Raw genomic sequence first — 23,654 nt, forward strand, 5'->3', positions numbered from 1 at the left:
TTAGAGCAGTCCGGCCTGTGTCATCAGCTCCACGGCTTTTTTGCTGTCGAGTTTTGAAGCATCGACAGTCGGCGCATCGAGCTGATTCAGAGGCACCAGTTTAGGGTTGGATTCAGCGCCTTTGCCGACGGCGTATTCAAACGATTTGCCGTTCTTCAGCACAGCCTGGCCGTCCTTGCCGGTAATGTACTTGAGGAACGCCTGGGCTTGTTCCTTGTGTTGGCTGGAAGCGAGGACGCCGCCGCCGGAGATGCTGACAAAAGCGCCCGGATCCTTGTGCTTGAAATAGTGCAGGGCGGTGTTCTTGCTGTTTTCCCCGGTCTTGGACTGATCCACCAGGCTGTAATAGTGGTAGATCACACCGCTTTCGATCTGCCCGGCATTCACCGCCTTGAGTACCGCGCTGTTGCCCCGGTAGCTGGTGTAGTTGGTTTTCATCCCCTTGAGCCATTCCAGCGTGGCGGCTTCACCCTTTTGTTGCAGGATGGCCGCGACTATGGCCTGGAAGTCAGCACCGCCTGGCGACGCGCCCCAGCGACCTTTCCAGCTTGGGTCGGCCAGGTCCATGATCGATTTCGGCAAGTTGGTTTCCGAGAGTTTGCTCGGATTGTACACAAACACCGTGGAACGCGCGGCGATCCCGACCCATTTGCCGTGGGCCGGACGATAGGCCGGGTCGACCTGCTCCAGTGTGGCTTTATCGACAGGTGCGAACAGCCCGGCGTTGTCGACCAGCACCATGGCCGGGGAGTTTTCGGTCAGGAATACATCTGCCGGAGAGGACGCGCCTTCCTGCACGATCTGATTGCCCATTTCGGTGTCATCGCCGTTGCGCAAGGTGACAGGGATACCGGTTTCCTGGGTAAAGCCCTCGACCCAGGCCTTGGTCAGGCCTGCGTGTTGCGCGTTGTACACCACGATGCCGACGGAGTCAGCGGCATAGACCTGGCCAGCGCTCAGCAACGCGGTGGCCAGCAGGGCTTTTTTCAAGAACGAAGGGATTTTTGGAATCATTCTGCGGGCTGCTCCTGGTGCATTTTTTGAAAGTCATGCGCAGTGAAACGCCAGTTAACCAATGCGAATCATTTGCATGTTTTTTGAGTTGCGGGAAATGTAGAGATCCAAATGAGAAAATAACGTCAAAAAAACCGTTAATACATGTAATTTTCATTCAGATTAGCAGTACTGCGTCCACTGTGGTTCGACTCTTCGATCAAACGATGTCATCGGTCAGAATGTGACGCTGCCCACGACTGCTTTTTCAATCACCCGATGCCAGTTGCTGCTGGCCCCGCGCGGAGTTCATCGGGGTTGCGAAAGGATAGCTCGGTGATTGCCGGTGTGCCGAGGAACGGGTCGCTGAAACTACTGTGGAGCCAGCCTGCTGGCGATGGACTCCAGTGCGCCGCGTTCATCCAGATCCCACGCGTTATCGTTAACGACCATCGCTGCGATGCGGCGACCCGACAAGCCAGCTCCTACAAGAGACCGCGTCTGTAGGAGCCAGCTGGCTGGCAATGGATGGCCGTCAGGACGAAGGGCAACTCGCCTGGGGGCGGGTGGCCGCCTGGCTGATCAGCGCGGCCAGGCGTTTGATGTTGTTTTGGTGGGCAAGTACCAGTTCATCGACACTTGCGCCGGACGGCGTTTGCAAGGTGCTGCGGCAAATCACCTGTTTCTTGTCGCCTGGCTCGGCACTGCGCAGACGCCATATCACGTCCATCAGCGCATATTGACCGGGGACAGAGTCAAAGCGCTGCACATCGACCCGCACCGAATACCTGCCCTGTACGGGACTGTTGCCCAGTTGATCGGCCAGCGCACTGCTCAATTCGTCGACGAGGGTTGCGCCCCACCAATGGGTTTCGAGGATCGCCAGGCCACTGTTGCCCTCGCGAATGACGATCTGCGCACGATCGACCTGGGGTGGCAAGCTTAGCGTCTCGACCTGAATCACCCCGACGGTGGTCCTGGAATGATCGCCCACCTGGGCGGGGGTCAGGGTGTGGAACTGAATCGGGTCACTGCGGCAAGCGGCGAGCAGCAACAACGCGGTGAACACTGTGAATTTCAGCGGAAAAGCCATGGGTGTTGCTCCTGTGCTCAATTGCGCGGTGGCCCTTGCAGATCCATGGGCGGGGCATTGTTCGGGCGGCCGCGAAGCAGCGATTCCGGATGCCGTCCCAGGTAATCCGATAGATCACGCAAGGATCTCGACGTGCGTCCCAGTTCATCCAGGGTCTGATCCAGTTTTTCCCGTTGCGGCGAGTCGTCGGCCAAGGTCGAACCGGCGGATTTCAGGGTCGTGTTGGCGGTTTCCAGCGTCTTGCTGAAGTCCGACAGAGTGGTTTGCACGCCAGGCAGGATCTTGCCATTGAATTGCGCCATGCCCTTACGCAGTTCCACGAGATTGCCATCGAGATTGCCAGCGATTCGCTCGATCGGCAGTTTGTTGATCTTGTCGACCATGGCTTCGAGTTTTTCCTGCAATTGCTCGAGGCTGCCAGCAATGGTTGGAATCATGATCGGACGTGCCGTTGGATCGAAGGCGACTTTTTCTGCCTTGGGGTAGAAGTCCAGGGCAATGTACAACTGGCCGGTCAGGAAATTACCGGTGCGCGCCTGGGCACGCAGGCCGTTATCGATAAAGGTGCCCATCAGGCGCACGCCACCCGCTTCGTCATTGGGGTCATGATTGAGCGCCTTGAGCATCTTTTCGTGGGCCTTGCCCAGGCGTTGCGGGTAAATCACGATGCCGACGTTGACCGGAAAGGAACGATTCTTCTCGTCGTAATCCAGATTGACCGTCACCACCTTGCCGATTTCCACACCGAGGAATTCCACCGGAGCATCGACCTTGAGCCCGCGCATCGCCTGGTCGAAACGCATGGCCAGGTATTGCGGCTTGCCGTTTGGCGGGGCGAGGGCGGTTTGCTGGTCGTCGAACAGTTCGTAGGCGTACTCCGCAGCGGCCGGTTTATCGCCAGGGCTGTAGTCGGGTGCGCGGAAGGCAATGCCGCCCACCAGCAGGGAGGACAACGATTCGGTCTTGACCGCAAAACCGTTGGCGCCGACGTTCACGTCAATGCCGCTGGCGTTCCAGAAACGCGTGTTTTCGGTAACGTACTTGTCGTTGGGGGCGTGGATGAACAGCTCGATGTTCACGCCTTTGCCATCCGGGTCCAGCGCATAGGCCACCACCTGACCTACCGGGATCTTGCGGTAGTAGACCGGGGAGCCGATATCCAAAGACCCCAGGTCCTGGGTGAACAGGGTGAAACGCTTGCCCGGTTCGCCGTAGGTGATGGGTGGCGGGTTTTCCAGCCCCGTGAAGTGTTTTGCCCGGCTGTTGGCCTGGCCGATATCGGCGCCGATGTAATCGCCCGACAGCAGGGTATCGATGCCGGACACACCGCCAGCGCCAATGCGCGGGCGCACGACCCAGAACTGCGAATCCTCGCGGGTAAAGCTTTCGGCCTGCTTGGCCAGCTTGATGGTGGCGTTGACACTCTTCTGGTCTTTGCTCAGTTCCACATCCGAGACTTGGCCAATCACCACATTACGGTACTTGACCTCGGTTTTATTCGCCGTCAGGCCGCTCCCGGTCTTGAACGTGACAACGATGGTCGGGCCTTGCTGCAGTATGCTGTGAACCACCAGCGAAATACCCACCAGCACCGCGACGATCGGCACGATCCAGACCAGCGAAACGCTGAAACGGCGGGTCTTGATCGGTGCCTGCCCAGGGGCTTGCGGCCCGTCAGTGGCTTGCGACTTCATCCGTGACCTCCTCATTGTGCGGGTTTTCCCGCTCTTTATCCCAGATCATGCGTGGATCGAAACTCATTGCCGAGAGCATGGTGAACACCACAACCAGACCAAAAAACAGAATGCCCGGACGCGGCTCGATGTCGGCCAGGGCCTGGAATTTCACCAGCGAGGCCACCAGGGCCACGACTATCACATCGAGCATCGACCAGTAGCCGATGACCTCGACGAAGCGGTACAGCGTCGAACGCTCTTTGCGTGCCCACTCGCTGTCGCGCTGCACGGTGATCAGCAGCAAGGTGATGGCGACGAACTTGATGCCCGGCACCGCGATACTGGCAATGAAAATGATCAGGGCGATGTCCCAGGCCCCGGCTTCCCAGAACTCCAGCACGCCGCTCATGATCGTGCTGTCGGCACCATGGCCGACCATCTCGGTGTTCATCACCGGCAACAGGTTGGCCGGGATGTAAAACACCAGGGCCGCGATCATGTAGGCCCAGGTGCGGGTCAGCGAATTGGTTTTGCGCCGGTGCAGCGGTGCACCGCAACGCTCGCATTCGTGAGGTTCGTCAGTCATGTCGCAAGCCAGGCCGCAGGTGTGACACAGGCACAGGTTGAGCTCGTCGGCGTACGGAGGCGTGCTCATACAATGTCCCATAGTTCGCGGATGTCGCGCCCGGCGATGCGGATCATCATCAGGCTCAGCACGGCCAGGGCAAACAACCCGATACCGGGCAGCACATCAAGCAGGCCGGCAAGTTTGATCACGGCGACCATGGCGCCCAGCAGGCAGACTTCGAGCATGCTCCAGGGCCTCAGGGTTTCCAGCCAGCGCATGCAGAACCTGAAGCCCGGTGAGCGTTGCCCGGCGAGTGCGAAGCCCAGCACCCAGATCAGCAGCAACAACTGGAAGATCGGCGCGATGATCATGGCGATCGCCGCCACCATGGCGATGAAGGTGATAGGCCCCAGGCTCAGGGCCAGCACCGAGTCCCAGAGGGTGGCGCTGTGCTTCGAGCCTTTGAGGCTGATGCTCATCACGGGATAGAAATTGGCGAAAATCCACAGCATCAGCGCGGTAAAGGTCAACGCAAGACGCTGCTCCACCGTGAGGCCGTTATAGCGCTGAAGCACGCCGCCGCAGCGCGTACACAAGGTTTTCTGATGTTTGGCGAGCGTGACTTTTTGGTAAACGCTGTCGCAGTGCTCGCAGATGATCAGCTGATCGGTAGTTGCCATGGGTCAAGCTCAACAAGAGGCAGGAAGTTCAGAGCACCCCCTCAATATAGAAGTGCCTCGCGATTGAGCAAATCGAAAGTCGAAACAAGGGGATGGGTAGATGAGCGAATACGCAGAACCCTGTAGGAGCAAGCTCCCCAATGACTTGGGTAGTTCGCAGGTTTGCGCTCAACCGCTGAACCTGTGGGAGCGGGCTTGCTCGCGAAAGCGGTGGGTCAGTCGACATCAATGTTCAATGTCCGACCGCTTTCGCGAGCAAGTCGGATCGCCGCACCGCCGCTCCCACAGTAGGTAGGGGGCGCCCGGGAGAATTGTGTCAGCCCAGCATTTCCCGCATCCGATACCAGAACATGCCAAGGGCCAGCAGCGGCGAGCGCAGGGCGCGTCCGCCGGGGAAGGTCATGTGCGGCACGGCGCTGAACACGTCGAAGCCCTTGCTGTGTCCGGCATGGATCGCTTCGCCCAACAACTTCGCGCACCAGTGGGTCACGTTCAGGCCATGGCCGGAGTAGCCCTGGGCGTAGAACACGTTCGGGTGCTGGCTCAGACGCCCGACCTGCGGGAAGCGGTTGGCCGAGATGCCGATCATGCCACCCCACTGATAGTCGATGCGCGTGTTGGCCAGTTGCGGGAACACCTTGAGCATCTGCGGGCGCATGTAGGCCGCGATGTCCGCCGGGTCGCGCCCCGAGTAATGACAGGCACCGCCGAACAACAGACGCCGGTCAGCCGAGAGCCGGTAGTAATCCAGTCCGACTTTCTGGTCGCACAGCGCGACGTTGTGCGGAATCAGTTGCCTGGCGGCGTCTTCCGACAAGGGTTCGGTGGCGATGATGTAGCTGCCCGCCGGGAGTACCTTGCCGCTGAGCTTCGGTTCCAGCTCTTCCAGGTGGGCATTGCAAGCGAGCACCAGCGTGGCCGCACGCACGGTGCCCCCGGCACAGCGCACCTGCACCGTGCTGCCGTGGATCAACTCCAGCACCGGGCTTTGCTCGAAGATCTGCACGCCAAGGGACTCGGCGACTTGCGCTTCGCCCAGTGCCAGGTTCAACGGATGCAGGTGCCCCGAGCCCATGTCGACCAGGCCGCCGGCGTAAACGCCGGAGTCCACCACCTGCTCGCGGATCTGGCCAGGTTCGATCAGGCGCGTTTCGTGAGCGTAACCGGACTCGAGCAATTGGGCGTGTTCGGCCTTCAGCCCGGCAAAATGCGCCGGGGTGTTGGCCAGTTCACAGAAGCCCCAGCGCAGGTCGCAATCAATGCCGTGTTCGCGGATGCGATGGGCCACGACTTGCACCGATTCGACCCCGGCCTGTTCCAGGTACTGCACGCCTTCGGCGCCCACATGTCTGGCAAAGCCGCTGACGTCATGGCCGATGCCGCGTATCAACTGGCCGCCGTTGCGTCCGCTGGCGCCCCAGCCAATCCGCCGGGCCTCCAGCAGGACCACCGAGAGCCCGCGCTGGGCCAGTTCGATGGCAGTGTTGATGCCGGTGAAACCCGCGCCGACCACGCAGACATCGGCCACCAGGTCCGAGGCCAGCGCGGGACGCTGCCTCATGCCCTTGGCGGACGCTGCGTAATAGGAGTGGGTATGTTCCTGGGTGTACTGATTCATTTGTTGGACTTCACTTTGCTCCACGAGCGGGTCATCAGGCGCATGATCGACTGTGGCGGCGTGGTGGAGATGTAGAGTTTGTCGAGGACTTCCTGGGGCGGATACACCTCGGGGTTGCTGACCAGCTCGGGGTCCATGTACTGCTTGGCGGCCGGGTTCGGGTTGGCGTAGCCGACCGACGCGCTGACCTTGGCAATCACTTGCGGGTCCAGCAGGTAGTTGATGAAGGCGTGGGCTTCTTTCGGATTGCCGGCGTCGGCGGGGATGGCCAGCAGGTCGAACCACAGGTTGGCGCCTTCCTTGGGAATGGCGTAGGCGATGTTCACGCCGTTGTTGGCTTCCTTGGCGCGGTTGGCGGCCTGGAACACGTCGCCCGAGTAACCGAACGCCACGCAGATGTCACCGTTGGCCAGGTCCGAGACGTACTTGGAGGAGTGGAAGTAGGTGATGTACGGGCGGATCTGCAGCAGCTTGGCTTCGGCCTTCTTGAAGTCTTCGGGGTTTTCGCTGCGCGGGTCCATGCCCATGTAGTTGAGGACCGCCGGGAACACCTCATCCGCCGAGTCCATCATCGACACGCCGCAGGCACTGAGCTTCTTGATGTTTTCCGGTTCGAACAGCACGGCCCAGGAGTCGATCTTGTCGATGCCCAGCACAGCCTTGACCTTGTCGACGTTGTAGCCGATGCCGTTGGTGCCCCACAGGTAGGGCACCGAGTGGGCGTTGCCCGGATCGTTTTTCTCCAGCAGCGCCAGCAGTTTCGGGTCCAGATTCTTGAAGTTCGGCAACTGCTCGCGATCGAGCTTGAGGAACGCGCCGGCCTTTACCTGGCGGGCGAGGAAGTGGTTCGACGGCACGACCACGTCATACCCGGTGCGACCGGCAAGCAGTTTGCCTTCCAGGGTTTCGTTGGAATCGAAAACGTCGTAGATCACCTTGATCCCGGTCTTGGCCTGGAAGTCGGCGAGGGTGGTTTCGCCGATGTAGTCGGTCCAGTTGTAGACACTGACCTGGGGTTGAGCCTGGGCAACGGCGCTGAACAGAACCGCCAGTGCGGCCGGGACCATGGATTTCAATAGACGCATATCGATACCTTCTTGGAATTATTGGATGCTTCAGGCAATTCTTTGGTAATCACTTGCCTCCTGTGGGAGCGCAGGCCTCAGACGCTGAGCATCAGGAACTCACGCTCCCACGAACTGATCACGCGCTTGAAGTTCTCGTGCTCGGCGCGTTTGACTGCGACGTAGCCCCGTACGAACTTGCTGCCCAGGTAGCGGCTGATGGTGTCGCATTCTTCCATCTGGGTCAGGGCGTCTTCGATGGTGATCGGCAGGCGCAGGTTGCGACGCTCATAGGCGCGGCCCTGTACCGCGGCACTTGGCTCGATACGCTCGACCATGCCCAGGTAACCGCACAGCAGGCTGGCGGCGATGGCCAGGTACGGGTTGGCGTCGGCACCCGGCAGGCGGTTTTCCACGCGCATGGCGTCCGGGCTGGACGTCGGTACGCGCAGGCCGACGGTGCGGTTTTCTTCGCCCCATTCGACGTTCACCGGTGCCGAGGTGTCCGGCAGGAAGCGGCGGAACGAGTTGACGTTCGGCGCGAACATCGGCAGCACTTTCGGGATGTACTTCTGCAAGCCCCCGATGTGATGCAGGAACAGCTCGCTCATGTTGCCATCGGCATCGGCGAAGATCGGCTGGCCGGTAGCAATGTCCACCACGCTCTGGTGAATATGCATGGCGCTGCCAGGCTCGTCGCCGACCGGCTTGGCCATGAAGGTTGCCGCCACGTTGTGCTTGAGCGCCGCTTCACGCATGGTGCGCTTGAACACGGTGATCTGGTCGGCCAGGTCCAGTGCGTTGCCATGACGGAAATTGATTTCCATCTGCGCCGGGCCGTCTTCGTGGATCAGCGTGTCGAGGTCCAGGCCTTGCAGTTCGCACCAGTCGTAGACGTCTTCGAACAGCGGATCGAATTCGTTGGCCGCGTCAATGGAGAACGACTGCCGACCGCTTTCGGCACGGCCCGAACGGCCCATCGGCGCCTTGAGCGGCAAGTCCGGGTCTTCGCAGCGCTGGGTCAGGTAGAACTCCATTTCCGGCGCTACAATCGGCCGCCAGCCTTTGTCGGTGTACAGCTGCAGGACTTTCTTCAGCACGTTGCGCGGCGACAGCTCGATCGGGTTGCCGAACTTGTCGAAGGTGTCGTGGATCACGATGGCGGTCGGCTCGATGGCCCACGGCACCACGTAGACGGCGTCGGCGTCCGGCTTGCACACCATGTCGATGTCGGCCGGGTCGAGCAGGTCGTAGTAGATGTCGTCGTCGACAAAGTCCCCGGTTACCGTTTGCAGAAGGACACTTTCCGGCAGGCGCATGCCTCGCTCATGCAGGAACTTGTTGGTCGGTGCAATTTTGCCGCGTGCAATGCCGGTCAGGTCGCTGACAACGCACTCGACTTCGGTAATCTTGTGATCTTTCAGCCAAGTGAACAGCTGATCGAAAGGGACATTCATAAAGACCTCGTTATTGGTTTTATTAACGCCAGGAGAGGCCGGTTTCATCCGCCGGACACTTCCCCTGTAGCGCGTTGAGGTCTATCTTGGGCGAGCCTTGCGGTTCCATCTATCCACTTTAAGCAGCACAAAGCGCACCAAAAGAGTGCGTAAGGTCATCCCATGACAGGTTCCAACGCCCTCCAGGTCCAAGCCTTCAACACCGCCGATGTCGCCGAGCAAATCCGCGCCACACCGGGTTGGACTCAGCATTACCAGCAGATGTCGCCGGGGCATTTCGCGGGGTTGGTGCGCTATCTGGATCTGCAGGGCGTGGAGATTTACGAAGAGTCGATGAATACCCGGGTCGAGCAGAATTTCAGTGCGCCCCAGGGCTCGTTGTCGTTCTGTTTCGATCGCGGCGACAACGCGCTGTACGTATTGAATGGCGAAAGTCGCAACATCTGGATCACCCCGGAGAATTACCAGGAAATCGCCGTGGTGTTCGGGCCGGAGTTCGTAAAACGCCACAGCCTCGACATCGCCCGGCTCGAAGGGCTGTTCATGGCGCCGCTCAACTCGCAGCAGAACGCGCTGTTCTGCCGCTGGCTCAGCGGGACCCTGACGCGGCTGTCGCAGACCTTCGACCCACCGAGCCGCGAAGCGCTGACCCAGCAATTGCTGGAAGACTGCCTGTTCATTCTCGACAACGCCTGTGTCGGCCTCGACCAAGGCGCATTGCAGCGCCGTGCCGGAGAGCGGGCGATCATGAAGCGGGTAGGGGAATGGGCGGCGGACACCCCGGAAGAACACCTCAACCTGCTGGAATTGTCCCATGTGGCCGGGGTTTCACTGCGCCAGTTGCAGCATGCGTTCAAGACCTACACCGGCATGGCGCCGACCCAATGGCTGCGCTTGCGCCGCCTCAACAGCGCCCGCCGCGAATTGCTGAGCCGCACGCCCACGCAAACCACCGTGGCTGAAGTGGCGATGCGCTGGTCGTTCTGGCACCTGGGGCGGTTTTCCAGCAGCTATCGCGCGCTGTTCAAGGAACTGCCGAGCGACACCCTCAAGCGTGCGAGTGTCGCGCAGCCCATCGGGCGCGGCCGGCGTTAAAACGTCGGCGGCGTAATCACCCAGATCACCACCGCGTCCACATCGCCGGGGTTGCCGTAGCGGTGCGGCTCCTGGCTGGAAAAGCTGAAGCTGTCGCCTTCATTGAGCTGGAAATGGCGCTCGCCAACCCACAGTTCGAAACTGCCGGACAGCAGAAAACCGGCTTCTTCGCCATCGTGGCTGTAGCTTTGCTGGCTGTAGGTGCCGGGCGGGAACCGTGAGTGGAGCATTTCCAGTTGGCGGTTGGCTTGCGGCGTCAGCAACTGGTCGACGATGCCGTCTTCGTAATGCACGTTCAGACGGCTGTTCTTGCGCACCACGACGCCATCGTCTTCGGGGGCGGTGACCGCTTCACTGGCGAAGAACCACTGGATGGTGACACCGAGACTGCGGGCAATGTTGAACAGCGCCGGAATCGACGGGTAGGCGAGGTTGCGTTCCAGCTGGCTGATGTAGCCGGCGGTGAGTTCGCTCTGTTGCGCCAGTTCCGCCAGGGTCATGCCCCGGCGTTTGCGCAGGCCGCGAATGCGTGTGCCGAGGAAATGCGGTTCGGCGTTGCCGGGTGCGGGCTGTGTGGTGCTGCTGTTGCTCATGGTCAAATCCGAACCGGGAGGAGTGGCGCAAATCCCTGTAGGAGCGAGCTTGCTCGCGATGGTCGCCAACGATAACGCTGCAAGCCTGACACCCAGCGGTGTTCTCGGGTTCATCGCGAGCAGGCTCGCTCCTACAGGGGTGGTGTTAGCCGTCTAAGCCCCCGAGTATAAACAGCCTTAAAGCTCCCACGCGACTTTCAGGCCTTCATAAATCGCTTCTTCGGCGGTGCGCGGCGCCAGGCAGTCGCCGATGCGGCGAAACTCCACCAGCCCTTGCAACTCGGCGCCCAACGTATCCACTGGTTGATGACCCTGGCACAGCACCAGCGTATCGATGTTCTCCATCAGCATCGGCTCGCCGCTGGCGGTGTGTTGCAGGTAGACCGTGTTGTCATCGCAGCCATACAGCCGCGCGTACGGCGTGATCGGCACGCCCAGTTTATGCAGCTCGCCGGCCAGTTGATCGCGCACGTACAGCGGCAGGTTTTCCCCGCAGTGGGTGCCGTTGACCGCCAGTTGCACCTGATGCCCGGCACGAACCAGGCGCTCGGCGATGCCGGGGCCGATCCAGTCGCAGCGCCAGTCGACCACCACCACCGAACGGCCGATCCGTACCTCGTCGCGCAACACCTGCCAGGCGTCCACCACCTGCAATTCACCGCCACGCTCGAAGCTTGGCCAGTAGGGCTCGGCACCGGTGGCGACGATCACCATGTCCGGTTTTTCCTGCTCCACCAGTGCCCGGTCGACCCGCGTGTTGCGCAGCACGCGCACGCCGGCCAGCTGCATTTCCCGCTGCAGGTTGGTGCTGGCGCCGCCAAACTCACTGCGCCGTGGCAGCAACTGCGCGAGCAACACCTGGCCGCCCAGTTGCGAGCTGGCTTCGTACAACGTCACCTCATGGCCGCGTTGGGCCGCGACGGTGGCGGCTTTCATCCCGGCCGGGCCACCGCCGGCGATCATGATGCGTTTGCGTTGTGGCGCTTGTTGGCGTTCGCCGAAGATCAGCTCGCGACCGGTTTCCGGGTGCTGGATGCAGGAAATCGGCAAGCCCTTGTGGAAGTGCCCGATGCACGCCTGGTTACAGGCAATGCACGCGCGCACGTCTTCGACGCGGCCGGTGTCGGTCTTGTTGGGCATCTGCGGATCGCAGATCAACGCCCGGGTCATGCCGCAGACATCGGCCTGGCCGCGAGCCAGAATCAGCTCGGCTTCCTGGGGCTGGTTGATGCGCCCGGTGACGAACAGCGGAATGTTCAAACCGGCCTTGAACGTCCCGGCTTCCTTGGCCAGGTACGCCGCTTCGATCGCCATGGGTGGCACGATATGCACCGCGCCGCCCAGAGAGGCCGAAGTCCCGGCGACGATGTGCACGTAATCGAGCTGCGCTTGCAGTGACTGCACGGCGGCCAGGGATTCGTCTTCGGTCAGGCCTTCGGGGTCGCGCTCGTCGGCAGAGATGCGCAGGCCGATGATGAACTGCTCGTCGGTCGCCGCACGCACGGCTTCGATGACTTCGCGCAGGAAACGCAAGCGCTGTTCCAAATCTCCGTTGTAACCATCGGTGCGCCGGTTGACCCGCGGATTGATGAATTGCGCCGGCAGGTAACCATGGCTGGCAACCACTTCGACGCCATCGATCCCGGCCTGATGCAGGCGGCTTGCGGCAGCGGCATAACCGGCAACGATTTCATCGATCATGGCCTGATCGAGTGCGCGGGGCATCACCCGGAAACGTTCGTTGGGCACTGAAGATGCGGAGTAGGCCACCGCCAGCAGGCCATCGCTGGACTCCATGATCTCCCGACCCGGATGGAACACCTGGGACAACACCAGGGTGCCGTGGGCGTGGCAGGTTTGCGCCAGTTTGCGATAACCCTCGATGCACGCATCGTCGGTGGCCATCAGCACATGGGAGGTGTAGCGCGCACTGTCGTGCACACCGGCCACTTGCAGCACGATCAGCCCGGCACCGCCTTCGGCACGTGCCCGGTGGTAGGCGATCAGTTGTTCATTGACCAGATTGTCGGTGGGCATCGAGGTGTCGTGACCGCTGGACATGATGCGGTTTTTCAGGCGCTTGCCACGGATTTCCAGGGGTTCGAACAGGTGCGCGAAGGCAGGTGTCGAGGTCGGCATGGTGCAGGTACTCCAGGCAGGCTGACCTGTGTAGGAGCGAGCTTGCTCGCGATGGACCCGAGAACGCCGCGGGGTGTCAGGTACCCAGCGTTATCGTTGACGTCCATCGCGAGCAAGCTCGCTCCTACAGAGGCAGCAGGTTTTGTGCGTTGTTATTATTGCGCTATAGAAATTTACCTTCAGTAAAAAATCAACTTGTTTTTTTACTGCGGCGTGGAGTAATTTCATTTCGAGCCCGCTCCCGGGCCGTACCTCACAACAATAAAAAAGGGCTGCGCCGGCCTCTGTCCGGGCAGCACCTGCAAGAGGAACCCTTGATGAAATCGCACACGCTCAAGCACGGTTTTTATCCCTTGGTGTTGTCCATGGCCATGGGCCTGGGCAGCGCTCAGGCAGCATCGGACATGGTGGTGGTCGGATACGGCGGAGCCGGACAAAAAGCCCAGGACGTGGCGTTGTTTCAACCCTTCGCCGCCGTGGATCAAAGCAAGGTGATCCAGAGCGAATACAACGGCGAGATGGCCAAGATCAAAGTGATGGTCGACACCGGCAACGTCGACTGGGACGTGGTGCAGATCGAAGGCCCCGACCTGATGCGCGGCTGCGAGGAAGGCATGTACGAGCGCCTGGACTGGACCCGCCTGGGTCACGCCGACCAGTTGATCCCCGAAGCAGCACAGGAATGCGGTTCCGCCGCACTGGTGTGGAGCGTGGCGATTGCCTACGACACCGACAAACTGGCCCAGGCCCCGACCTCCTGGGCAGACTTCTGGGACGTGAAGAAAACCCCCGGCAAGCGCGGGATGCGTAAACGCGCGGTGTACAACCTGGAGTTCGCCTTGCTCGCGGACGGCGTGAAAACCGAAGACGTCTATACAGTACTCGGTACCCCGCAAGGCGTGGACCGGGCATTCGCCAAACTCACTGAACTCAAGCCTTACATCCAGTGGTGGGAGGCCGGCGCGCAACCGCCGCAGTGGCTGACCGCCGGCGATGTGGTGATGACCTCGACCTACAGCGGACGCATCGCCGACGCCGCGCAGAAAGGCAGTCACCTCGGCCTGGTCTGGCCCGGCAGCCTATACGGCATGGACTACTGGGCGATCATCAAAGGCTCCAGGCACGTGGACCAGGCCAAGCGCTTCATCGCCTTTGCCAATCAGCCGGACGCCCAGGTCAACTACGTGCAGCAGATCCCCTACGGCCCGACCAACATCCAGGCCGCCGCACGGCTGGACGACAAACTGGCGCAATGGGTGCCTACGGCGCCGCAGAACCTCAAGGGCGCGCTGGCGATGAACGTCGGCTTCTGGGTCGATCATGGCGAAGAGCTGGAAGAGCGCTTCAACGCCTGGGCCAGTAAATAAATGCGCGTGGCTGGACGTGTGCAAGCGTCCAGCCTTACTGTCTGCCCAGCCGATCAGCCTGGAGAACCACGACAATGAATAAAATCGCCAGCCACCTGGCCCCTGAGCGCAGCGCCACCGAGCAGCGCCTGCGTGAGGAACTGGCGGCCTGCTACCGCCTGATTGCGCACTTTCGCATGACCGACCTGATCTTCACCCACATCTCGGTGCGCATTCCGGGGCCGGAGCATCACTTTCTGATCAACCCCTACGGGCTGATGTTCGACGAAATCACCGCGTCCAACCTGGTGAAAATCGACCTCGATGGCCACGCTGTGGAGCCATCGCCATACCCGGTCAACCCGGCGGGTTTCGTGATCCACAGCGCCATTCATGGCGCCCGTGAAGATGCGCAGTGCGTGCTGCACACCCACACCAAGTCCGGGTGTGCGGTGGCGGCGTTGAAGTGCGGGTTGTTGCCGGTCAATCAGATTTCCATGGAGTTCTACGGCCGGGTTGCCTATCACGACTACGAAGGGGTGGCGCTGGACCTGAGCGAGCAACAACGGCTGGTGGCGGACCTGGGCGACAAATCGGTCCTGATGCTGCGCAACCACGGGTTGCTGACCGTGGGCGAAACGGTGAGCGAGGCGTTCCTGCGCATGTACTACCTGGAAAAGGCCTGTGAAATCCAGTTGGCCGCGCAAGCGGCCGGTGAAGTTGTTCTGCCGTCGCATGAGGTCTGCGCGCATACCGAGCGGCAGTTCAATGATCCGGGGCGGCCGTTGGAGGAAGGCGAGTTGAACGATCCGGATGCCATGCAACTGGCCTGGGCGGCGTTGTTGCGGATGCTGGATCGGGTGGCGCCGGGGTATCGGGACTGATCCAGACCCTATGTTGTTTGAACTGGCCTCTTCGCGAGCAAGCCCGCTCCCACAGGAGATTTGCACCGTACGCAAAACCCTGTGGGAGCGGGCTTGCTCGCGAAGCAGGCGCCGCGGTCCATCTGACTGGAGACAAGGCCCACTCTTGCTGTACAGTCGTTCAGCCCGCCGCCAACCCGCGCCGGCCCAAACGATTGAACCAAGGAGCGTGTCGCCCATGAACCAGGAAGCCCGTTTTTCCCGCATGGAACCGGAGCTGCGCAAAGCCAACCTGATCGAGGCGACGCTGGTGTGCCTCAAGCGTCACGGCTTCCAGGGTGCGTCGATCCGCAAGATATCCGCCGAGGCCGGGGTCTCGGTGGGACTGATCAGCCATCACTATTCCGGCAAGGATGAACTGGTGGCCGAGGCCTACATGGCAATCACCGGGCGGGTCATGACCCTGCTGCGCGACGCCATGGAGCAGGCCGCACCGAATGCCCGGGAGCGTTTGTCGGCGTTTTTCCGCGGTTCGTTTTCCGCTGAACTGCTCGATCCGCAACTGATCGATGCCTGGCTGGCGTTCTGGGGCGCGGTGAAAACCGCCGAGGCGATCAACAAGGCCCACGATCATTCCTATGGCGAGTATCGCGCCATCCTGCGCAAGGTGCTGGCGGAATTGGCCCAGGAGGAGGGGTGGGAAAACTTCGACGCCGACCTTGCCGCCATCAGCCTCAGCGCCTTGCTCGACGGCCTGTGGCTGGAGTCCGGGCTGAACCCCGGGACCTTTACCCCGGAACAGGGCATCCAGATTTGCGAGGCCTGGGTCGATGGTTTGCGGGCCGGTGGACGCCAGCGCTTTTGCGTGCAGACGAGCGACTGTTGATCAGTTGTTCAACACTGGATACTCTCTGGCGCCGATGCGGGAAAACACTCTAATAAGAAACTGGCCTTCGGGCCTGAGCCGGACACCAAGCGATGACTCCTCGGGTACTGATCGTCGATGACGATCCGCTGATTCGCGATCTGCTGCATGCCTACCTGTCCCAGGAAGGCTACGACGTCCATTGCGCCGCCACGGCGGAACTGGCTGAAACCTTCCTCGCCAGCCAGTCCGTCGACCTGGTGATGCTCGACATCCGCCTGCCGGGCAAGGACGGTCTGACCCTGACCCGCGAGCTACGGGTGCGTTCGGAGGTCGGGATCATCCTGATCACCGGGCGTAACGATGAAATCGACCGCATCGTCGGCCTCGAATGCGGCGCCGATGACTATGTGATCAAACCCCTCAATCCAAGGGAACTGGTGTCCCGGGCGAAAAACCTGATTCGCCGGGTACGTCATGCGCAGATACCACAGCCAGCCGTTGCGCAGGCCAAACCGGTCAAGCAGTTCGCCGATTGGGCACTGGACACCGACCGCCGTCGCCTGATCGATCCATCGGGCAACGAAACCCTGCTGACCCACGGCGAATACCAGTTGCTCAGCGTGTTCCTGCGCAACAGCGGCCACACCCTCAGCCGCGATCAATTGATGGACCAGATCCGCAACCGCGAATGGGTGCCCAACGACCGTTCCATCGACGTGCTGGTCGGACGCCTGCGTCGCAAATTGCACGACGATCCGGCCGAACCGCAGTTGATCATCACCATTCACGGCGCCGGTTACCTGTTCACCGCCGGCGTGGCGGCGTGATTTTCATTGGCGTACTACAGGCCTATCAAAACTAGCCACATATAACTACAGATGTCACGCGTGCACTTGGTTTTTGTTGATGCAATAAAATGTAATTTTCTTTCAGGAGCTTCATGCAGCAGGTTGCGCTAACTTATTGTTGTGCATGGAAAAACTGTCTGAGTCATTAGCAGGATTTCGAAATGTTATGAAATGCTTTGAAGACTCGTTAGATGGTTCATGTGTTAATGCGAGGGCGCCAGCGTCTACGCCTGTACAAAAAAGCAAAACAACCTGTTTCAGGAGATATAATGCCCATAGCATTTAATTCTACAGTTAAGCTTCCTGCTGTTGATTCATCAAAGCTCTCATCTACCGAAGTGCCTGGTGTTATTTCTCGAGAACTCGTATCGGCTTCGAATGCCAGTAAGGGCTTCGCACCATTATCAAAGTCAAAGTCGTTACCCAGTATAGCCATTGATAACTCGAACTTTGCATCCGCAAAAAATAGCGGGGCAGGGACGCTTTGGAGAGCTCAGCCAGCAGTGTTTAATGAAATACGCAGAGCGCTTTACCAACTTGAAAATGAAAAAGCCCTGCAGTTCGCAATAGAGCCCTCAGCGTATGAGGTGGATCTATCAAGTGGTAACTCTGTCACAGCCCTGAGCTACACGCAACCAACGCCCAGGACTTGCCATCTCACTTCTTTTTTAGCTGCTGTGCATGATCTATTGGCGCCGAATTTTATCGCGCAGGCAACTGTTGTCGACAAGTTGGATTTTGCCATTGGGTTCTTAACCGATGAAGAGCGAGCACATGTATTTACGGATGGCTTCAGTCTACAGCAATTAACAAACATTGGTGGTCGCCTCCTTGATGGTTGTGGTATCTCATGGGGCGCGGAATATTTTCCAGTTCCCAACACCTCTTTTGAGGATTTTGCAAAACAGTTAAATCAGTTAGATGGGAAGAGGTTGATCGTGAACTTTGGTGGGGCGCAGTTGTATCAATTGGGAAAGGTCGAGCAGCCTCTAGATCAATATGCACCCCACTTTACTAGTAAAAATACTGGGCATTTTACATACGTTGACAAAATGAGGGTTGATGAGGAAGGTCGTTGTTATCTTCATCTTGTTGAACATGCAAATTATAAATATGGCGATGATCCTTGGGTGCCCTTGGCAGAGCTGTATGATTCAATGAAGCGTCCCGGTACAACCGGAGAGAGCAGAGGGTATATGCTTCTTTCTCCAAAGTCCTGATGTAAAAAACGAGTACAGGCATATTGGGCACGATAGTTATTGCTGCCAATCTGCCTTGGAGTTCTCCAACCCATCGTAAGCGCGAAGGCGTGTTGGCGCCGAGCTTGCCGAAGGTTCGGCTCTGAACATCAAGCACATTCCCTATGGGTAATAACCTGTATGAGCCAGGCTGCCGGCGAAAGCGCTCTTGAGATCACCTTCGCCGGCAAGCCTGGTTCATACGAGGTTGTGTGTTGTAGTATGAGCGTGTCTCCAGTTGTTCATAGTTGTAACAGCGCGATCGTCTCCAAATCCATCTTTCACAAAAAAACCATGAGCACAGTAGATAGTTTGCTTTAAGCTGTTTCAGTCGACACCATCTCCCACTTTTCTGAACGCGTGCTTAGTCTGACCTCAGACACATCACCTCTGACCAATCACACTAATTCGAGGGCTCGCATGACTACTCACTGTTCTCTGCTCGGTTTGGTCGAAGCAGTCGCTGCGGGGAACACCCTCAATCACCCCGTCCAGAGCAATTCGCTGGACACCGACCGCCGTCGCCTGATCGATCCATCGGGCAACGAAACCCTGCTGACCCACGGCGAATACCAGTTGCTCAGCGTGTTCCTGCGCAACAGCGGCCACACCCTCAGCCAGATCCGCAACCGCGAATGGGTGCCCAACGACCGCTCCATCGACGTGCTGGTCGGGCGCCTGCGTCGCAAACTGCACGACGATCCGGCCGAACCGCAGTTGATCATCACCATTCACGGCGCCGGTTACCTGTTCACCGCCGGCGTAGCGGCCTGAACCGGATGGCGCGATGGCTTTGCCTGCTGGCGCTGCTGGTGGCCGGCCAGGGCGTTGCGGCGGACAAGGTTCGCTATTGCGATTACCCGGTGTACCCGCCGGTCTCCTGGAGCGATGGCAAACAGGTGCGTGGCCTGGCGCCGAGCGTGGTGAAAAACCTGTTCGGTCAGTTGGGGTACGAAGTCGAGATGGTCGTGCTGGGCAACTGGAAACGCTGCCTGCTGGACGCCGCCGAAGGTCGGGTCGATGTGGTGCTGGCCTACAGCACCGCGCAACGGGAGCAGAGCATGCTGTTCTCGACGGTGCCGGTATTGCGTGAAGAAGTGGCGCTGTTCATCAACCGTCAACACCCGGTGAAATTCGAGCAACTGGATGACCTGGCCCATTACCGTGGCGGCCTGTTGTTCGGCGAAAGCTACGGTGTGGAGTTCGATCGCATGGTCGCGCGCAACAACAACATCGAATGGGTGTCCGACAGCCACCAGAACTTCGGCAAGCTGATTCGCGGGCGCATCGACTTCATCACCCAGGAGCGGCGCACCGGCCAGTTGTACGTGGAAAACCTGCCCGGCGGCCAGGACATCGTCGCCTTGCCCAAAGCCTTGAGCGTGGACTATCTGCGGGTTGCCGTGTCGCGGCGCTCGCCCTTGGCCAATCGCATGCCCGAGATCAACGCGCAATTGCAGCGCATGGTCGATGCCGGCGATATCGAACGCTGGCTCAATCAAAGCGAAGTGACCTACCGCGACATGATCAACCTGCCGGCGGATGCGCAATGATTCGCGCGCGTCCCGGTGGACTGTTGCGGCGCCTGTTGCTGTTCATTCTGTTGTTCAGCCTGTGCTTCACCGTGCTGGCCAGCAGCGTGCAACTGTACATCGAGTATCGACGGGAAATGCGCGACATCGATTCGCGCATGGAACTGATCCGCGCCGGCTACCTGGCCAGCCTGGAACGCAGCCTGTGGGACTTGAACCAGGAGCAGCTGAACGTGCAGTTGCGCGGGCTGGTGGACTTCTCCGACGTCGCGCGGGTGCACTTGACCAGCGCCGATTTCGACCTGATACAGGGCAATCCCGAGCCGGTCGGGCCGCTGCGCATCGAGCGCTTTGCCCTGGACTATCAGCCGCCGTCCGGCCCGTTGCGTAACCTGGGTGAACTGGAAGTCAGCACCGATCTGGGCGCGGTGTACCAGCGTCTGTACGCCACCGGTTTGACCAGCCTGTTGTGGATGGCGGTGTTTCTCTGCGGTCTGGCCGTGGCGTTGTCGGGCTTGTTTTATCGCCTGGTGACCCGACACCTGAAAGTCATGGCCGAGTTCGCCCGGCGCATCGCCGCCGGTGAATGGCAGGAACCCCTGCAACTGGACAAGCGCCGCGGCAGCGACGAAATCGACACCGTGGCCCATGCCCTGGACGATATGCGCCGGGCGATCCTGCACGACATCGAGCGCCGGGAAAGCGATCGCCTGGCCTTGCAGGACAACCGCGACGAGCTGCTGAAAATGGTCGAGCGCCGCACCGCCAGCCTGATGCGCGCCAAGGATGAAGCGGAAGCGGCCAACCTTGCCAAGTCGCGGTTCCTGGCGACCATGAGCCACGAACTGCGCACGCCCCTCAACGGCATCCTCGGCATGGCCGAATTGCTGCGCGGCGCGCGCCTGGATGCCCAGGACGGCAAACGCCTGGATGCCTTGCACAAGGCCGGCGAAGGCTTGCTGACGATCCTTAACGAAGTGCTGTATTTCGCCAAGCTGGAGGAGGGCGTCAGCCATCCCGAGCCGGTGGATTTCTCGCTGCGCCAGTTGCTCGACGAGGTGCTGACGCTGCTGGAGCCGCGAGCCTTGAACAACGACACGATCCTCAGTTGCCGGGTCGACCAGCGGATTGCCGACCATCACCACGGCGCCGAGCAATTCCTGCGCCAGGTGCTGAGCAACCTGTTGGCCAACGCGATCAAGTTCACCGAGGGCGGCGAAGTCAGTGTCCAGGTGGCGCTTCTCGGCGAAACCGGCGAACAAGTGGGACAGCGGCTGCGGGTCAGTGTCACTGACGACGGCATCGGCATTGCCCCGGCGATGCAGGCGAAGATTTTCGAGCGTTTCACCCAGGCCAGCGAAGAAGTCGCGCAACGTTTTGGCGGCACCGGGTTGGGATTGGCGATCTGCAAACACCTGGTGGAGCAGATGGGCGGCTGCATCGGTGTGGACAGCGAAGAGGGGCGCGGCAGTTGTTTCTGGTTCGAGCTGTCCCTGCAGCCGGCCAGCGGCGTGGCAGAGGCCCCGCCGGTTCTGGCGGCGGGGCCGGCACTGGATATCCTGGTGGTCGAAGACGTGGCGCTCAACCGCGAAGTGGCCAAGGGGTTGCTGCAGCGCGACGGCCACCGGGTGTGGCTCGCCGAAGACGCGGAGCAGGCGCTGCAACACTGCACAACGCAGGTTTTCGATTTGCTGTTGCTGGACGTGCATCTGCCGGGCATCAGCGGTGTCGAGTTATGCCGGCAGATCCGTCACAGCGACGGGCCGAACCGCCATACGCGCATTTTCGCCCTGACCGCCAGCGTGCAACCGGCACTGGTGCGCAGTTATCTGGAGGCCGGCATGGACGGTGTCCTGGCCAAGCCCTTGAAGCTGGAAAACCTGCGCCAGGTGCTGGAAGGGCGTACTCACTTCGCCGGGGCGCTGATGAGCGATGAAGCGATGGACTGGCCGCTGTTGCAGACCCATCGCACCTTGCTCGGTGAGCAAAAGGTCCAGGGCCTGCTGGCGGTGCTGCGCGATTCGATCCTGCAGCACCGCGATGCGCTGCATGAAGCCATGGCCGCCGCTGACTGCACAGAGGTCGCGCAACTGGCGCACCGTCTGGCCGGCAGCTGCGATTCCCTGGGTTTCAGGGCCCTGGCCAGCACCTTGAGGACGCTGGAAACCCTGGCGTTGGCCAACGATGAGTCGGACATCCAGCGTATGAACCCGGCGCTGGATGAGCAATTGCAGCACTCGCTCGATACCCTCAAAGGCCTGTTGCAGAGCTGACGTACAAATTTGTTACGACTTTGTACAACTTCGATCTTTACGGTCAACGCGAACTTACATGGCTTTCCAATAATCGACGCAACCGCCGCAGCGCGGTCTTCGAAGCTTATTGGAGATAATAATAATGAATTGCCGTAAAGCTGATCCCTCCCTGCGCCGTGACGTCCTGTCGCGCGCTGCGCTCCTCACTGACTGCTGAGGTGCCGAGATGAACGAAAACACTGATCGCAGCACCCATCAAAAAGGCATACAGCTGACCCGCGCTCTCAAGAGCCGGCACATCTTCATGCTGTCCCTGGGCGGCGTCATCGGCACCGGGCTGTTCATGGGCTCCGGCGTGACCATCAACCAGGGCGGCCCGGTGGGGGCGATCCTGGCTTATCTGGTCGCGGGTTTCCTGATGTACCTGGTGATGGTCTGCCTGGGTGAACTGTCGGTGCAGATGCCGGTGTCCGGTTCGTTCCAGACCCACGCCACCAAGTACATCGGCCCGGCCACCGGGTTCATGATCGGCTGGGTGTACTGGATGAGCTGGGCCACCACCGTCGGCCTGGAATTCACCGCCGCCGGCATGCTGATGACCCGCTGGTTTCCGCAAGTGCCGATCTGGTACTGGTCGGCGCTGTTCGTGGTGGTGCTGTTCGGCATCAATGCCCTGGCCACCCGCGCTTTCGGTGAAGCCGAATACTGGTTCTCGGGGATCAAGGTCGCGGCCATTCTCGGTTTCATCGTGGTCGGTGTGCTGGTGATCTTCGGCGTGATGCCCCTGAGCAGCGGCGCACCGGCACCGATGGCGACCAACCTGATCGGCGATTCGTTGTTCCCCAACGGTCTGTCCGCCGTGTTCGCGGTGATGATGACCGTGGTCTACGCGTTCCAGGGGTGCGAGATCATGGGCGTGGCCGCCGGTGAAACCGACCAGCCGGAAAAGAGCATTCCCCGGGCCGTGCGTAACGTGGTGTTCCGCGTGCTGATTTTCTACGTGCTGGCGATCATCGTGCTGTCGGCCATCGTGCCCTGGCAGCAGGCCGGCCTGATGGAAAGCCCGTTCGTGCAGGTGTTCGACATGGTTGGCATTCCCTACGCCGCCGACCTGATGAACTTCGTGATCCTCACCGCGATCCTGTCGGTGGGCAACTCCGGCCTCTATGCCTCGACGCGCATCCTGTGGGCGATGTCGAAAACCGGCATGGCACCGAAAAGCCTGTCGCCCTTGAGCAAGCGTGGCGTGCCGTTGCGTGCCCTGAGCATCACCTTGTGCTTCGCGCTGGTATCGCTGATGACCAGCTTCGTTGCCGCCGACACCTTGTTCATGGTGCTGATGGCGGTGAGCGGCATGTCCGGCACCGTGACCTGGATCGTCATCGCCCTGGCGCAATACAAGTTCCGCAAGGCGTACCTGCGTGACGGCGGCAAACTCAGCGACCTGAAGTACCGCGCACCGTGGTTCCCGGTATTGCCGCTGATGTGCATCACGCTGTGCTGCTCGCTGTTCGTGTTCCTGGCCCTGGATGAAACCCAGCGTCCGTCGCTGTATTGGGGCTTTGGCTTCATTGCGCTGTGCTATGGCGCGTACTTCCTGATTCATCGCAAGCGTCAGGGCGTGCTGGCACCGAGCTTGCCGACTGCCTGATACCTCGAACTAAACACTTCCCCCCCCTGTGGGAGCGGGCTTGCTCGCGAAAGCGGAGTGTCAGTCACCATCAATGT

The 23,654-nt window shown here is 60.4% G+C and carries 19 protein-coding genes and 1 pseudogene; 10 read left to right on the top strand and 10 right to left on the bottom strand.

Going from position 1 to position 23,654, the window contains the following annotated elements; translation table 11 throughout:
* From BSF40_RS24125 to BSF40_RS24165, 8 genes are all read right to left on the bottom strand, one after another.
* Positions 1-1,014: an iron ABC transporter substrate-binding protein gene (locus tag BSF40_RS24125; protein WP_095967085.1), complete on the bottom strand. Its 1,014-nt coding sequence runs from the start codon at positions 1,012-1,014 to the stop codon at positions 1-3.
* A gap of 514 nt (positions 1,015-1,528) precedes the next feature.
* Entirely contained in the window at positions 1,529-2,086 is a 558-nt protein-coding gene (locus BSF40_RS24130; protein ID WP_095967086.1) for a membrane integrity-associated transporter subunit PqiC, read from the bottom strand.
* Positions 2,087-2,103: 17 nt separating this feature from the next.
* Positions 2,104-3,780, bottom strand: a complete 1,677-nt coding sequence (locus BSF40_RS24135) for an intermembrane transport protein PqiB (protein ID WP_095967087.1) — start codon at positions 3,778-3,780, stop codon at positions 2,104-2,106.
* Complete coding sequence (locus tag BSF40_RS24140; RefSeq protein ID WP_095967088.1) at positions 3,761-4,417, bottom strand: paraquat-inducible protein A; 657 nt, start codon at positions 4,415-4,417, stop codon at positions 3,761-3,763. The genes BSF40_RS24135 and BSF40_RS24140 overlap by 20 nt, the downstream gene beginning before the upstream one ends.
* A complete protein-coding gene (locus BSF40_RS24145) occupies positions 4,414-5,010 on the bottom strand; it encodes a paraquat-inducible protein A (RefSeq protein WP_095967089.1) in 597 nt (198 codons plus the stop codon). The genes BSF40_RS24140 and BSF40_RS24145 overlap by 4 nt, the downstream gene beginning before the upstream one ends.
* Positions 5,011-5,326: 316 nt before the next feature.
* Positions 5,327-6,628 (bottom strand): FAD-binding oxidoreductase, encoded by a 1,302-nt coding sequence (locus BSF40_RS24155; RefSeq protein ID WP_095967090.1) that lies wholly within the window; start codon positions 6,626-6,628, stop codon positions 5,327-5,329.
* Entirely contained in the window at positions 6,625-7,713 is a 1,089-nt protein-coding gene (locus BSF40_RS24160) for a polyamine ABC transporter substrate-binding protein (protein WP_095967091.1), read from the bottom strand. The genes BSF40_RS24155 and BSF40_RS24160 overlap by 4 nt, the downstream gene beginning before the upstream one ends.
* Before the next feature lie 77 nt (positions 7,714-7,790).
* On the bottom strand, positions 7,791-9,149 hold the full coding sequence (locus BSF40_RS24165; protein ID WP_007974329.1) for a glutamine synthetase family protein: 1,359 nt from the start codon (positions 9,147-9,149) through the stop codon (positions 7,791-7,793).
* A gap of 162 nt (positions 9,150-9,311) precedes the next feature.
* Between BSF40_RS24165 and BSF40_RS24170 the strand changes: the two genes are divergently transcribed.
* Positions 9,312-10,244, top strand: coding sequence for a helix-turn-helix domain-containing protein (locus BSF40_RS24170; RefSeq protein WP_095967092.1), 933 nt, complete (start codon positions 9,312-9,314; stop codon positions 10,242-10,244).
* On the opposite strand, the gene BSF40_RS24175 is transcribed toward BSF40_RS24170, so the two are convergent.
* Together BSF40_RS24175 and BSF40_RS24180 are read right to left on the bottom strand one after the other, a co-directional pair.
* Positions 10,241-10,837 (bottom strand): cupin domain-containing protein, encoded by a 597-nt coding sequence (locus BSF40_RS24175; protein ID WP_095967093.1) that lies wholly within the window; start codon positions 10,835-10,837, stop codon positions 10,241-10,243. The two genes, BSF40_RS24170 and BSF40_RS24175, sit on opposite strands and share 4 nt — an antisense overlap.
* A 177-nt stretch (positions 10,838-11,014) precedes the next feature.
* Positions 11,015-12,976, bottom strand: coding sequence for an FAD-dependent oxidoreductase (locus tag BSF40_RS24180; RefSeq protein WP_095967094.1), 1,962 nt, complete (start codon positions 12,974-12,976; stop codon positions 11,015-11,017).
* Positions 12,977-13,293: 317 nt separating this feature from the next.
* Here BSF40_RS24180 and BSF40_RS24190 point away from each other — a divergent pair, with 317 nt between their 5' ends.
* The 9 genes and pseudogenes from BSF40_RS24190 to BSF40_RS24225 all read left to right on the top strand — a co-directional run bounded on the left by BSF40_RS24190 (position 13,294) and on the right by BSF40_RS24225 (position 23,577).
* Positions 13,294-14,343, top strand: coding sequence for an ABC transporter substrate-binding protein (locus BSF40_RS24190; protein WP_095967096.1), 1,050 nt, complete (start codon positions 13,294-13,296; stop codon positions 14,341-14,343).
* 74 nt (positions 14,344-14,417) lie between these two features.
* A complete protein-coding gene (locus BSF40_RS24195; RefSeq protein ID WP_095967097.1) occupies positions 14,418-15,206 on the top strand; it encodes a class II aldolase/adducin family protein in 789 nt (262 codons plus the stop codon).
* Positions 15,207-15,423: 217 nt separating this feature from the next.
* Positions 15,424-16,071, top strand: a complete 648-nt coding sequence (locus BSF40_RS24200; protein WP_095967098.1) for a TetR family transcriptional regulator C-terminal domain-containing protein — start codon at positions 15,424-15,426, stop codon at positions 16,069-16,071.
* 92 nt (positions 16,072-16,163) lie between these two features.
* Complete coding sequence (locus BSF40_RS24205) at positions 16,164-16,880, top strand: response regulator (protein WP_095967099.1); 717 nt, start codon at positions 16,164-16,166, stop codon at positions 16,878-16,880.
* Between the two features lie 290 nt (positions 16,881-17,170).
* Positions 17,171-18,121, top strand: a complete 951-nt coding sequence (locus BSF40_RS32245) for a hypothetical protein (RefSeq protein WP_141249790.1) — start codon at positions 17,171-17,173, stop codon at positions 18,119-18,121.
* A gap of 522 nt (positions 18,122-18,643) precedes the next feature.
* A pseudogene (locus BSF40_RS24210) lies at positions 18,644-18,913 on the top strand (winged helix-turn-helix domain-containing protein); the annotation flags it as partial.
* 5 nt (positions 18,914-18,918) lie between these two features.
* Positions 18,919-19,692: an ABC transporter substrate-binding protein gene (locus tag BSF40_RS24215; protein WP_095967100.1), complete on the top strand. Its 774-nt coding sequence runs from the start codon at positions 18,919-18,921 to the stop codon at positions 19,690-19,692.
* The gene (locus BSF40_RS24220; protein ID WP_095967101.1) at positions 19,689-21,944 is read left to right on the top strand and encodes an ATP-binding protein; all 2,256 of its coding nucleotides are present in this window, start codon (positions 19,689-19,691) and stop codon (positions 21,942-21,944) included. The genes BSF40_RS24215 and BSF40_RS24220 overlap by 4 nt, the downstream gene beginning before the upstream one ends.
* Before the next feature lie 208 nt (positions 21,945-22,152).
* Positions 22,153-23,577, top strand: a complete 1,425-nt coding sequence (locus BSF40_RS24225) for an amino acid permease (protein WP_095967102.1) — start codon at positions 22,153-22,155, stop codon at positions 23,575-23,577.
* The last annotated feature ends 77 nt before the right edge of the window (positions 23,578-23,654 follow it).

The organism is Pseudomonas sp. ACN5, from assembly GCF_002303975.1.
GTDB classification, from domain to species: domain Bacteria; phylum Pseudomonadota; class Gammaproteobacteria; order Pseudomonadales; family Pseudomonadaceae; genus Aquipseudomonas; species Aquipseudomonas laurylsulfatiphila.